At 65.0% G+C, this 12,825-nt stretch carries 11 protein-coding genes; 1 reads left to right on the top strand and 10 read right to left on the bottom strand.

The features are described 5' to 3' along the window. Nucleotides 1-22 precede the first annotated feature (22 nt). The 10 genes from HRU71_08700 to HRU71_08655 form a co-directional block, all read right to left on the bottom strand. On the bottom strand, nucleotides 23-1,744 hold the full coding sequence (locus HRU71_08700) for an HYR domain-containing protein (protein QOJ03556.1): 1,722 nt from the start codon (nucleotides 1,742-1,744) through the stop codon (nucleotides 23-25). 167 nt (nucleotides 1,745-1,911) lie between these two features. Next, nucleotides 1,912-2,898, bottom strand: coding sequence for a hydroxymethylglutaryl-CoA lyase (locus HRU71_08695; GenBank protein QOJ03555.1), 987 nt, complete (start codon nucleotides 2,896-2,898; stop codon nucleotides 1,912-1,914). 29 nt (nucleotides 2,899-2,927) lie between these two features. Next, nucleotides 2,928-3,506 carry a hypothetical protein gene (locus tag HRU71_08690; protein QOJ03554.1) on the bottom strand — a complete coding sequence of 193 codons (579 nt, stop codon included), beginning with the start codon at nucleotides 3,504-3,506 and terminating at the stop codon, nucleotides 2,928-2,930. Continuing rightward, on the bottom strand, nucleotides 3,491-5,074 hold the full coding sequence (locus HRU71_08685; protein ID QOJ03553.1) for an acetyl-CoA carboxylase biotin carboxylase subunit: 1,584 nt from the start codon (nucleotides 5,072-5,074) through the stop codon (nucleotides 3,491-3,493). Before HRU71_08685 ends, HRU71_08690 begins: the two co-directional genes overlap by 16 nt. Nucleotides 5,075-5,143: 69 nt before the next feature. Beyond that, the gene (locus HRU71_08680) at nucleotides 5,144-5,920 is read right to left on the bottom strand and encodes an enoyl-CoA hydratase/isomerase family protein (protein ID QOJ03552.1); all 777 of its coding nucleotides are present in this window, start codon (nucleotides 5,918-5,920) and stop codon (nucleotides 5,144-5,146) included. Between the two features lie 160 nt (nucleotides 5,921-6,080). After that, nucleotides 6,081-7,691 (bottom strand): methylcrotonoyl-CoA carboxylase, encoded by a 1,611-nt coding sequence (locus tag HRU71_08675; GenBank protein ID QOJ03551.1) that lies wholly within the window; start codon nucleotides 7,689-7,691, stop codon nucleotides 6,081-6,083. Nucleotides 7,692-7,794: 103 nt separating this feature from the next. Beyond that, the gene (gene obgE / locus HRU71_08670; GenBank protein QOJ04967.1) at nucleotides 7,795-8,820 is read right to left on the bottom strand and encodes a GTPase ObgE; all 1,026 of its coding nucleotides are present in this window, start codon (nucleotides 8,818-8,820) and stop codon (nucleotides 7,795-7,797) included. A gap of 96 nt (nucleotides 8,821-8,916) precedes the next feature. Further along, on the bottom strand, nucleotides 8,917-9,168 hold the full coding sequence (gene rpmA, locus HRU71_08665) for a 50S ribosomal protein L27 (GenBank protein QOJ03550.1): 252 nt from the start codon (nucleotides 9,166-9,168) through the stop codon (nucleotides 8,917-8,919). Nucleotides 9,169-9,274: 106 nt separating this feature from the next. Then, nucleotides 9,275-9,985, bottom strand: coding sequence for a hypothetical protein (locus HRU71_08660; GenBank protein ID QOJ03549.1), 711 nt, complete (start codon nucleotides 9,983-9,985; stop codon nucleotides 9,275-9,277). A gap of 200 nt (nucleotides 9,986-10,185) precedes the next feature. Continuing rightward, nucleotides 10,186-10,857 (bottom strand): phosphoribosylanthranilate isomerase, encoded by a 672-nt coding sequence (locus tag HRU71_08655; protein QOJ03548.1) that lies wholly within the window; start codon nucleotides 10,855-10,857, stop codon nucleotides 10,186-10,188. 169 nt (nucleotides 10,858-11,026) lie between these two features. Between HRU71_08655 and recJ the strand changes: the two genes are divergently transcribed. Continuing rightward, complete coding sequence (gene recJ / locus HRU71_08650) at nucleotides 11,027-12,787, top strand: single-stranded-DNA-specific exonuclease RecJ (protein QOJ03547.1); 1,761 nt, start codon at nucleotides 11,027-11,029, stop codon at nucleotides 12,785-12,787. Nucleotides 12,788-12,825: the final 38 nt, after the last annotated feature.

The following is a 12,825-nucleotide window of genomic DNA, read 5'->3' as shown; positions in this document are numbered from 1 at the left end:
CCCGCCTCCCCGCGCCGCGCGATCACAGATCGAGGAACAGGAGAATGAAGAGGTAAAGGTCGTCGAAGTCGACGTCGTTGTCGCCGTCGAGGTCGGCCAGCGAGCACGGACCCTGGGCGTCGCCCTCCAGGAGGCAGGTGATGAACGCCGCGATGTCCTGGGCGTTCAATACGCCGTCGCCGTCCAAGTCACCGCTCAAGTCGCACTCGTCCGGTGAATCGTTGTCGTTGAGATCGTGCGCCAGGCCCTGGGCCAACTCGCATTCGTCGGCGATGAAGTTCCCGTTGCAGTCGGCGAGGTAGTATTCGCAACCATCGGGCACGCCGTTCTGATCGCAGTCGCCGCACGCCGGGTCGTACAGGCAATTGGCGATGTCGCAGCCGTCCGGGATGCCGTTATCGTTGCAGTCGGAACACGCCGGATCGCCGTCGCAAGCGAAAATTTCGCAGGCATCGGGCATGCCGTTGTTGTTGCAGTCGATCGTGTCGTCGTAGCCGGGGCATTGGTCGGCGCAATCCGGAACGCCGTCTTCGTCGGCATCGCCCGTTTCCACGGTGACGTACATCGAGCACGTGGTCAAGTTCAGGCAGTCATCCGTCACGGTGAAGACGATCTCGGTCTGGCCCAGCGGGAGCGGCTCGCCCGGGGCGGGGGATTGCGTCACCACCGGCTGCGACGTGCAGGCATCCGACGCGCTGACCAGCCCGGTGTAATCCGGCGCGGCGGTCGAGCAGCCCGTTTCGGCCGGCAGCACGTCGTCGGTCGGGCAGTCGTTGATGGAGGGAGCCAGCGTATCGACGACGGTGATCAATTGGTTGGCATGAGTGGCATTTCCGCAGACGTCCATCGCGGTCCACGTGCGCAGAATCGTCTTCGGACAACTGCCGACGGGGTCGTGATCAACGTACGTTGGCGATTGCAACAGATCGTTGCAGGCGTCGGAGGCGATCAACTCGCCCGTGGCCGCCGGGGCCAGGTCGTCACCACACTCCACGATCGCATCAGCCGGAACGGTCAGGACCGGCCCGGTCTCATCCGCGAGAACGATTCCCTGCTGGCAGAACTCGCTCTTGCCGAGATCATCCGTCGCGCGCCACGTGCGGACGATCAGTTTCGAGCACGAGTCGCCCTGGATTTCGTCGGAGAACGAGACGTTCACCTGCACGTCGCAATCGTCCACGCCCATCGCAACGGTCAAGGCCGGATTCAAACCGGGGATAACCGATGAGCCGCACGGAAGCGTCACATTCGGCGGGCAGGTAATCGTCGGCGGACCGAGGTCCGCGCAGATCGGATTCGGATTCTCGGTAGGATTGACCGCGGGCACAATGAAATAAATCGTTCCACCCGCGACGTAGTCGACATTCAGGACATAACTCGCTTTCAGCAAGATCGTGCCGATGGCCAGCGAGGCGTTGCCGCTCATCGGTGCGCCGACCCGTGCGACGACATCGATCCGCTCGGCGGTCGTACGCAGAATGCTCTTGATGGATTCGGGGCCGATCGGCGAAAGGGCCAGTCGGGTTTCGCGCACCTGCACGCCGCCGACGGTGAACGTCGCATCCACGTCGACGTTGAGACCGGACTCGTTCTGCGCCACAAGTCGAATGGAGCCTTGGTCGATGATGGGGACGTCAGCCGTCTGGCCGAAGAACTGTGAAAACAGATCGCATCCGGCGAGGCCCGTGGCAAGCGGCAGCGCGCAAAGCACCAGCGCCAAGAATGACCGGAGCGAGGATTTCATACGCAGCTCACAAAGCGGGCGAATCGCCCCAAGGCGGCTCGATCTCGCCGCCATTGTACGACAAATCCAATGCGATCCCAACCACCCCAATTAAACGCTCGAAGGCACCGTCGGACAAGGCCGAATCGGAAATATCCGCCCGATAAGCCAAGTGGTGCGTTTACGCGTCAGCGGGGCGGCCCATTTGGACTGTCGAGTGGGCTTGCAGGTCCGGGGGCGACCGAATGCCCTTCTCCGTTCGCTTTCGCACAGTTTGCTTGCATCAGCCGCAACCAGTTGCGGCTGGGCAGAGCGCTGCGGCCCAGGGCGGAAGCGATCACCGACGAGGCCTCGGCCACAGCCGCGAGGTTCACGCCGGATTCGATCCCCATCCTGTCCAGCAAGTAGACGAGGTCCTCGGTGGCGAGGTTTCCCGCCGCGCCCGGTGCATAGGGACAACCCCCCAGCCCGCCCGCTGACGAATCGAACGTCTCGATTCCAAGTTGCAGTCCTGCGCAGACGTTGGCCAGCGCTGTGCCGTAGGTGTCGTGAAAGTGCAGCGCGATTCGATCGGCCGGCACGCGCTCCAGAACATGGCCGACCGTTTCCGCCACATCGGAGGGCGCCGCAGCGCCGAGGGTGTCGCTGATGGCGATTTCTCCCGCTCCCATTTCGATCAATCGCTGGGCCAGTTCGCGGACCTTGCCTCGCGCGACGCGGCCTTCGTAGGGGCATTCGAAGCAGGTCGAGATGTACGCGCGGGAAGTGAATGCACGCCGGGCTGCATCGTGAAGAATGGGCGCGAAGACCGCGAGCGACTCGTCAATGGTCATGCGGATGTTCTTCGCCGTGAACGTCTCCGAAGCGGCGGTGAAGACGGCGATGCGTTCGATGCCCGATTGCAGGCAGCGATCCCAGCCGACGGCATTGGGCACGAGTGCCGAGTAGGTGACGCGTTCGCGGTGTGGGAGCTGACGCGCCAGATCCATCGCATCGGCCATTTGCGGTACGGCCTTGGGATGGACGAACGACGTCACTTCGATGTCGCGGAGTCCGGCGGCGGCAAGTTTCTCGATGAAGCGCAGCTTGACGTCAGTCGGAATCGGGGTGGCTTCGTTTTGCAGGCCGTCGCGCGGGCCGACTTCGACGATGCGGACGCGGCGTGGGATCGTCATGGCCTGGGCCATTCTGCACTCTCAATTCTTCATTCTGCATTGTCCGCGAAGCGGAGCAGCACGGCCCCCATCTCCACAAGTTGTCCCGGGAGGCAGCAGACCTCGGCCACGCGGCCGGCGTGCGGCGCGGAGAGCGTCATTTCCATCTTCATGGATTCCATCACGATCAGCGGCTGGTGTGCCTCGAACTTGTCGCCGTCGGCGACGGTGACCTTCAGCACGGTCCCCGGCATGGGTGCGGTGAGCCGGCCGGTTGATGCGGTTGAAGCACCGAGTCCGGTCGCGCGGCGCGCGGTTCGTTGGGGCACCTCGAACCGCCAGAGTCGGCCCTGCATCCAGAGTTCAATCGTGTCGTCGCGCCGGATCGCGTGAAACGGAACGACGCGTCCGTGCAGGTGCAGGGTTCCGCGGGACGCCGCCGCGCCCGTTCCGGCGGCGTCGTGCCAGTCGACGCGCACATTGATGCGCCGATCGCCGAGGCCGGCTGTGAAATCGCGCCCCGCGTCGCCGTTGGCGCGTTCGATGGCGATCTCGAGCGGTTTGATCTCCTCCGTGGAGGATTCGGCAAGCGGAATGAGCTGCACGCGTCGCATCAGACGTTGCTCCATTGGCCGATGCCGTGCCAGGGGCTGTCCACGGCGGCTGGGTCACTCGTCGTCGAAAAGCCGCGCGGGCTGAAGCCCGCGGCTCGTTGGCCCGCGGCTCGTTGGCCCGCGGCTCGTTGCGTGCGCGAGGCGCCCGGGCCGGTCGCCGCGTGGGAGTTTATCGAGGTGGCGACGAGCGCGGCGGCGATGAGCGCTTCCTCCGGCGGCGCGGAGCCGGGCGCGCGGACGGCGTGCTGCTCCAAAAAGTGCGTGTGCAGCCGGCCGGCTCGAAACTCGGGGTGGGAGACGACGTCGTGCAGAAAGGTGATGTTCGTCGTCACGCCGAGCACGGCGTAGTTTTGCAGCGCCCGCCGCATTCGTTCGATGGCTTCGTCGCGCGAGCCGGCGTGGACGATCAGCTTGGCGAGCATCGGATCGTAATGCACCGAGACCTCACTGCCGCACTCCACGCCGCTGTCCACGCGCACGCCCGGCCCGGTCGGCGGCTCGTAGCAGGCGATGATCCCGACCGACGGCATGAAGTTGCGCGATGCGTCTTCGGCGTAAATGCGCGCCTCGATCGCGTGGCCGATCTGGCGAATGTCCTCCTGTCGAAACGGCAGCGGCTGGCCCGCGGCGACGAGCACCTGCGTCCGGACGAGATCGCACTGCGTCACGGCCTCGGTCACCGGGTGCTCAACCTGCAAGCGCGTGTTGACTTCCAGGAAATAGAACTCGCCCGATTCGGAGAGGATGAATTCCACCGTGCCGGCGTTGGTGTAGCCGATGGCCTTGGCCGCGCGCACGGCCGCGCCGCAGATCTGCTCGCGCAGGGCGGGTGACAGCGCGGGGGAGGGCGATTCCTCGAGGATCTTCTGGTGCCGCCGTTGGATGGAGCATTCACGCTCGAAGAGGTGCACGACGTTGCCGTGGTGATCGCCGAAGATCTGCACCTCGATGTGACGCGGGTTGACGAGATACTTCTCCAGGAACACGCGGCCGTCGCCGAAGGCCGCCGTCGCCTCGCGCTGTGCCGATTCCAGCCCGGCGGCCAGATCTTCGGGCTTCTTCACGACGCGCATGCCTTTGCCGCCGCCGCCGGCCGCCGCCTTGATCAGCACGGGGTAACCGATGCGATCGGCGTGTCCTGCGATGGTATTGAAATCGTCGTGCGCGTCGCCGGACCAGCCCGGCACGATCGGCACACCGGCGGCCTGAAATTTCGCCTTGGCCACGATCTTGTCACCCATGTCGCGGATGACCTCGGGCGTCGGGCCGATGAAGGTGATCATCGCGTCGGCGCAGGCCCGCGCGAAATCCTCATTCTCCGACAAAAACCCGAAGCCGGGGTGAATCGCGTCGGCGCCGCAGCGGCGGGCGATGTCGATGATTTTGTCGCCGCGCAGATAGGTTTCCGAGGACTTGGCGCCCTCCAGCGGATAAGCCTCGTCGGCCGCGCGGACATGCAACGCACCGGCATCGGGATTGGAATAGACCGCCACGACGGCGATGCCCATCTCGCGCAACGTCGCCGCGATTCGCACGGCGATCTCGCCGCGGTTGGCGATCAGAATTTTGCGGAAGTGTTTCATGGGTGATCAGTGGTCAGCCGTCAGTGGTTGAATCAGTAGTGGGCGGTGCTCATCCCGGCGCCTGTTTCCTCACCAGTTCGGCTTGCGTTTTTCGAGGAACGATTTCAGTCCTTCCTGTCCTTCCGGCGAGACGCGAATCTCCGCAATCTGCCGCGTCGTGAATGCCTGCACGTCGTCCCAGCTTTGACCGCCGACGCGGTCGAGAATCCGCTTGCACGCCGCGACGGCCGCCGGACCGTTTCCGCTCACGCTTGCCGCGATTTGCTCGATCCACGGATCGAGTTCCGCCGGTTGATCCACTACCTGCGACACGAGGCCGATGCGGTGTGCTTCGCGCCCGTCGAACCGCTCGGCCGTCAGCGCGTAGCGCCGCGCGTGGCCCGCGCCGATCTTTTCCAAGACAAACGGCGAGATCACCGCCGGGACGATTCCCAGCTTCACTTCGCTCAAGCAGAACATCGACTCGGCCGTCGCCACGGCCATGTCGCATGCCGCCACGAGGCCGACGCCGCCGCCGAACGCCGCCCCATGCACCCGCGCCATCGTCGGCCGCGGGCATTCGCGAATCGTTCGCAGCATCTTCGCCAGCACGTTCGCGTCGGCCACGTTCTCGTCGATCGTGTAGCCGACCATGCGTTTCATCCAGTTGATGTCGGCCCCGGCGCAGAAGCTCTTCCCTTCTGCGTCCAGCACGATCATCCGCACCGCCGTGGCCGCGCCGAGCGTTGCGAACGCCGCCGTCAGCTCCGCCATCATCTCGTCGTTGAAGGCGTTGTGCAGGTCCGGCCGCGCCAGCGTCACGCGGGCGATCGGGCCTTGTGCATGGGTTCGGATGAACGACGGCATTCAGTTCTCTCCCTCCGATGCGGCGATTCGTGACGAATTGTAACGAATTCGCGAAACCGCAAAGGCCCGGCGACGGGGTGGCCAACGCGGCGAGCAAGCTCGCCGGCTAAATCCATGAAATCAAACGGACCGGACGCGGACTTCTGCTACCGGCCACATTCTACATTCTGAACACGCCCACGCGGCGCTTCGGGAACGGCGCGTTCAACGACGCCGCGATGCCCAGCGCCAGCACGCGGCGGGTGTCGACCGGGTCGATCACGCCGTCGTCCCACAGCCGCGCCGTGCTGTAATAGGCGCTGCTCTCGTGGGCATATTTCTCCAGCGTCGGCTGCTTGAAGGCTTCCTCCTCCGCGGCGGTCATCGCTTTCTTCTTCTCGCGCGCGAGCTGGTCCTTCTTCACGGTCAGCAGCACGTTGGCCGCCTGCTCCCCGCCCATGACGCTGATCCGCGCGTTGGGCCACATCCAGAGCATCCGCGGGCCAAACGCCCGACCGCACATGCCGTAGTTCCCCGCGCCATACGACCCGCCGATGATGACGGTGAACTTCGGCACGGCCGCGTTGCTGACGGCCGCGACCATCTTCGCGCCGTCCTTGGCGATACCGCCGGACTCGTACGCCTTGCCGACCATGAAGCCGGTGATGTTTTGCAGGAAGATGAGCGGCACGCCGCGCACGCTGCACATCTCGATGAAATGCGCCGCCTTCTGGGCGCTCTCGCGGAACAGTACGCCGTTGTTACCAACGATACCGACGGGGTAGCCCCAGAGGTGCGCCAAGCCACAGACGACCGTCGAGCCGTACAGCGCCTTGAATTCGTGAAACCGGCTGCCGTCCACGATCCGCGCGATGATCTCGCGCACGTCGTACGGCTTGCGAATGTCTTTTGGGAGAATGCCGTAGATTTCGGCCGGGTCGTAGGCCGGGTCCTCGGGCGGCATCATCTTCAGCTCGGTGCGCCGCGGCGCGCCAAGATGCTCCACGATGTGCCGCGTGATGGCGAGGGCGTCATCATCGTTTTGCGCGTAATGGTCTGTGACGCCGCTCGTGCGGCAGTGAACGTCGGCGCCGCCCAGTTCCTCGGCCGTGACTTCCTCTCCCGTCGCCGCTTTCACCAGCGGCGGACCGCCGAGAAAGATCGTTCCCTGGTTGCGCACGATCACCGATTCGTCGCTCATCGCGGGGACGTATGCTCCGCCCGCGGTGCAGGAGCCGAGCACGACGGCGATCTGCGGAATGTTCCGCGCCGACATCTGTGCCTGGTTGAAGAAGATTCGCCCGAAATGCTCCTTGTCGGGGAAAACGTCGGCCTGAAGCGGCAGAAACGCCCCGCCCGAATCAACCAGGTAGATACACGGCAGGTGATTCTCCCGCGCGATCTCCTGCGCTCGCAGGTGCTTCTTCACCGTGATGGGGTAATACGTGCCGCCCTTCACCGTCGCATCGTTGGCCACGATGACGCATTCGCGCTCGCAGACACGCCCGATGCCGGTGACGATCCCCGCGCCGGGCGCCTCGCCGTCGTACATCTCCCATGCGGCCAAGGCGCTGAATTCCAGGAAGGGGCTGTCCGGGTCGATCAATCGTTCGATGCGATCGCGGACGAACAGCTTGCCGCGGGCGCGATGCTTCTGCACCGCCGCCTCGCCGCCGCCGAGTTTGACCGTCGCCAGTTTCGATTTGAGATCGTCCACGAGGCCGCGCAGGTGCGCGGCGTTTTCGACAAAGGCGGGGTCGTTTGTTCGTACGTGTGTCGGAAGAATATCCATGCGGTGCGCGCCAAAGTTGTGTGAACACCGAAAGCGGAACTGTAGCACATTTCCGGCGGCGCGCGTAGCGATGAGTTCGCACTGAATGCAACGGGTCGGTGCGTCAGACCGCGCCGGTGGGTTCGGCCGCGCGCTGGGACTGGATCATCTCGAAGATTTGATTGATCAGCGTTTCGACGCCGCGGCCGCTCACGCCGGAGATGCCGAGAATCGGTCGGCCCAGCGCCTGCGACAGCTCGGCGAGTTCGGGCGGGTCCGTCTTGCCGGCGAGGTCGAGCTTGTTCGCGACGATCAATTCGGGCTTGGCAGCGAGCGCCGCGCTGTATTGCTCGAGTTCGCCGCGGATGATGCGATAGGCCTCGATCGGCGTCGGCTGGCCTTCGACGGGAAACAAATCGATCAGGTGAACGATGACGCGCGTGCGCTCGGCGTGTCGCAGGAACGTCTGCCCAAGACCGTGCCCTTGGGCCGCGCCCTCGATCAATCCCGGCAGGTCGGCCATGACGAATTGTCGATATCCCGGCAGCGAGACGATGCCCAGATTCGGCACGAGCGTCGTGAAGGGGTAATCGGCGATCTTCGGACGCGCCCGCGACACGCGCGACAGCAGCGTGCTCTTGCCGGCGTTGGGTAGGCCGACGATGCCGGCTTCGGCGATGAGCTTCAGTTCGAGGCGCAGCCAGCGCGATTCGCTCGGTTGGCCGTGCTCGAATTCGCGCGGGGTCTGATGGGTCGGCGAGGCGAACCTGGCGTTGCCGCGTCCGCCGCGTCCGCCGCGCGCGACGCAGACGCGCTCGCCGGGGTGGACCAGGTCGCGCAGCAGCACACCGGTGTCGCGGTCATAGACCATGGTGCCGGCGGGGACTTCGATGATCTCGTCGCGCCCGCATTTGCCGGTGCAGTTGGATCCCATGCCCATCTGGCCGGGCCGGGCCTTCCAGTGGTGCTTGCCGGTCAATTCTACCAGTGTCGATAACTGCTCGTTGACCTGCACATAGACGCTGCCGCCGTCGCCGCCGTCGCCGCCGTCCGGCCCGCCCTTGGGCACGTACTTCTCGCGCCGAAAGCTCACGCAGCCGTCGCCCCCGCGACCCGACTCGACGTGAATCTCCGCTTGATCGATGAAAATCATGGTCCCATCCGCCGCGCGATGCCGCGTCAACGCCAATAAAAAATGCCCACGGCAAGCCGCGGGCATTGTGAACGGTTTCAAAAGCAGCGCGAGCTAGTTCGATTCGGCCGACGGCTCGATCGATACCTTGCCCGACTTGAAGACTACCTTGCCGGCGCGCAGGGCAAACAACGTATCGTCCCGGCCCTGCCCGACGTACATCCCCGGACGGATCGGCGTTCCACGCTGGCGAACGAGAATCGTGCCGACCGTGACCGTCTCGCCATCATACCGCTTGACGCCGAGATACTTCGGATTGCTGTCGCGACCGTTGCGAGTGGAACCTTGTCCCTTCTTATGTGCCATGACGTAATAACCTCGTTGCCCGGGCGACGCGATGCGCCCATTGAATTTGCTGCCCTTCCGATGCCGGCCTAACGACCGGCCAATTAGCCGAGCCGGGCAGTATAGCCTATCGCATGACCCATGTCATGCGGCCCAGGACGGGGATTGCCGTGGTTCGGGTTCGCTCATCTCCCGGAATCGTGTAGGGCATCGCCAGGGTCTTGCGAATCACGAAGAAGCGGGGGTTGTCTTCGCTTTCGGCCTTCCTGGGGTTGTGGGTGGGATTGGGCTTGGAGATCTGTTCGCCCGATAACCCGCCAAAATAGATCGTGAATTTGCTGGCCCGCGGGTCCAGATCCGGAAAGACGGCGACGCTGGTGCGAGCGTTGTCCCGCCCCTGAAGCAGCCGTTCGATCGCCTTGACCGGCGTGACCAGGAAGGGGTGGGTTCGCTGGTGCCGCTCGGCGATGGCTTTGAAGACACGCGAGTCCAGGCCGATCATCGCCGGGTCGGTGGTGATGCGCGGGGCCTGGTCCGGATTCTTCTGCGCCTGCGTCGCGGTGGCCTCGGTTTCGATCTCGCTGACGCGGACGATCTCGGGGTGGAAGTCCACGTCCTGCCCGGTGTTGTTGGTGACTGTGTACAAGAAATACCAGAATGTCTTTTTAACGCCGCCCAGATCGACGACGATCCGCGTCGGCTCGGTCGGTTGAAGCGTCAATTCCCACGCCGTCGGAACGGGGCTGGGCTGCGGCTCGGCCTGTGCGGCACCCGCATGAATCAGCCCGGCCGCAATCACGGCGCACCAGGCGAAGCTCGAAATTCCACGATTGCACATGAGTTCATCCCTCGGCACGGCGCTTCCGGTTCGGCTTGACGGATTGTCCGGATTGGGTGGGGCGCGGGTCGCAATGCCCTCGCGCGGCCGCAACCGTTGCTGCTTGCAGGATCAATCCATCTATTTTACGGGGCAGACGGGCACTGTCAACGAATCGGGCCGGGAGCGAGGGTGCTTTTAGCCTGAATAGGCTGCGTTTTTCAGCGCGTTCGACGCCGACTGGGCCGATTATCACCCGCGCTGCGCACCGCTGCGACGAAGCGCTCGATCTTCTCGGCACTCTTCAGGCCGGGTCGCGTTTCGACGCCGCTGGACACATCCACGCCCCACGGCCGGACCGCGCGGATTCCCGAAGCGACATTATCAGGCGTCAGCCCTCCCGCCAGGATCAATCGCACGCCGGCGGGGATCGCATCGCCAAGCCGGATCGCAGACACGAGATCCCAGTCGAACCGTTTTCCGCTGCCGCCGCGCACGTCCTTGGAAAAAGCGTCCAGGAGAATTGCCGATACGCCGGCCTGATGCCAAATTCGCAAATCTTCAAGGAATCGGCGGTCACGCACACGCAGTGCGCGAATCACGCGAACGCCAGCTAGTTTCGCGATGATCTCGGGTGATTCTTCGCCGTGCAGCTGCACTTCACCGATGCCGACGGTGTCGATCGCTCGGCGGATCGTGGATGGTTCCGCGTTAACAAAGACGCCCACCGCCGAAATCCACGGGGGCAGCGCGCGGACGATTTGCTTCGCGGCGACGAGCGTGACGCGCCGCGGAGAGGGCGCGAAGACCAGACCGATCGCGTCCGCGCCGGCCTCGGCGGCGGCGACGGCGTCCTGCGCCTGCGTGATTCCGCAAATCTTGATCCGCACCATGGGCGATTTCCCGCGGGATTCAGCGTTTTTCGCGCCGCGGCCGATTCAAAATCAAATCGAACTTGTCACGGGCGCCGGCGAGCGTACCATTTGCGGCGTCGCCCGCAAGGCGTTGCTCGCGTGTTCACCGGTGGCGATAGGCCTCGGCGCTGAAAACAGGGAACGGAACATGCCCATGGATTGGGTCATCGCAGCACCGGCGCCCGGCAGGGACGCGCTCGCCGCAGCGCTGCGAATCTCGCCGGTCGTAGCGCAAGTGCTCTGCAACCGTGGTGTCTCCGACGAGGCCGGCGCGCGAAAGTTTCTCAAACCCGCCGCGTCCGATCTGCTCGCTCCCGAGCTTTTGCCCGGCACGATGCCCGCCGCCGAGCGGATCGTGCGAGCCATCCGCGAAAAAAAGAAAATCGTCATTTACGGCGACTACGACGTCGACGGCGTCACCGGTACGGCCATCCTCTGGCACGCCGTTCGCCTCGCCGGTGGTGCGGCCGAATTTTACATCCCCCATCGCCTCGAAGAAGGGTACGGTCTGAACGTTGCGGCGATTGAAACGCTCGCCGCCGAAGGAGCCGAGTTGATCGTCTCGGTCGATTGCGGCGTCACGGCGGTCGAGGCTGCCGCGCGGGCGCGGGCACTGGGGGTTGAACTGATCATCACCGATCATCACCAGCCGCAGGTGGACGAGACCGGCGCGGTGAGGTTGCCCGATGCGCAGATTGTTCACCCCGGCCTGGCGTCGCTCGTCGCCGATGGCGGCGCGGCGTATGAGAATCCGAATCTCTCCGGCGCGGGCGTCGCGCTCAAGGTCGCCTGGGCCGTCGGCCAGGTTTGCGGCGGACAGGCGAAGGTTTCGCAGGCGTTTCGTGAGTTTCTCGTTGACGCGATGGCGCTGGCGGCGCTGGGAACGGTCGCCGATGTTGTGCCGTTGCTCGGGGAGAATCGCCTGATTGCCGCGAAGGGGCTGCTCGGTCTGCGCGCGTGCAAGCTGCCCGGCGTTCGCGCGCTGATCGCGTCGAGCGGTCTGGGCGGGCAGGCCATCAGCGGCTACGACATCGGGTTCAAGCTCGGTCCGCGGCTCAACGCCATCGGTCGCATGGGCCACGCGCGGCTCGCGGTGGACCTCTTCACGCGTGCGGACGACGCGCTGGCGGCCGAGATCGCCGCGAATCTGGAGCAGCAGAACCGCGCCCGACAATCGCTGGAGCGCAAGATCGCCGCGCAGGCGAAGGAGATGGTCATCGCCCAGAAGCAGGATGCCGATCACGTACGCGCCGTCGTGCTGGCGTCAGAGGGTTGGCACGCCGGCGTCATCGGCATCGTCGCGTCGCGCATCGCCGATGCGTTCGGCCGACCGGCCGTGATGATCGCGGTCGATAACGGTACGGGTCAGGGTTCGGCGCGCAGCGTGCGAAACTTTTCGCTGGTCGAGGCGCTGGCCGATTGCCGCGGGCATCTGTTGAGCTTCGGCGGGCACGCGATGGCGGCGGGGTTGAAGATCGCCACCGAGAAGATCGACGCGTTTCGCGAGGCGTTTCAGGCTCGTGCGGCCCAGGTGCTCACGCATTCTGATCTCGCGCCGCGCCTGCACTTGGACGACGAGGTGCGGCTCGACCAGCTTGATGAATCGCTCGTGGCCGATCTGGGCCGGCTGGAGCCGATCGGGGCCGGGAACCCGGCCCCCAAGCTCGCCACCGGCTGGCTCGACGTCGTCGGCGAGCCTCGCCTCGTCGGCAACGGCGAGCGGCACATGCAGGTCACGGTGAGCGACGGGCGCTGCACCTGCAAAGCCATCGCCTTCGGGATGGCCGAGTTTCGCCCGATGCTGCTGGATCATCGCCGCTGCCGGATCGCGTTCAAGCCGACGCTGAACGAATGGAACGGCCGCCGCAGCGTCGAGATGCAGGTGGTGGATTTTCAGTTTCCGGCGTAGGGCTAGCACTGCCCGCCATCGAGTTAGCATGGCTCGCC

The organism is Planctomycetia bacterium, from assembly GCA_015200345.1.
Lineage (GTDB): Bacteria > Planctomycetota > Phycisphaerae > UBA1845 > UTPLA1 > PLA3.
This window is presented reverse-complemented; position numbering and strand designations above follow the sequence as displayed.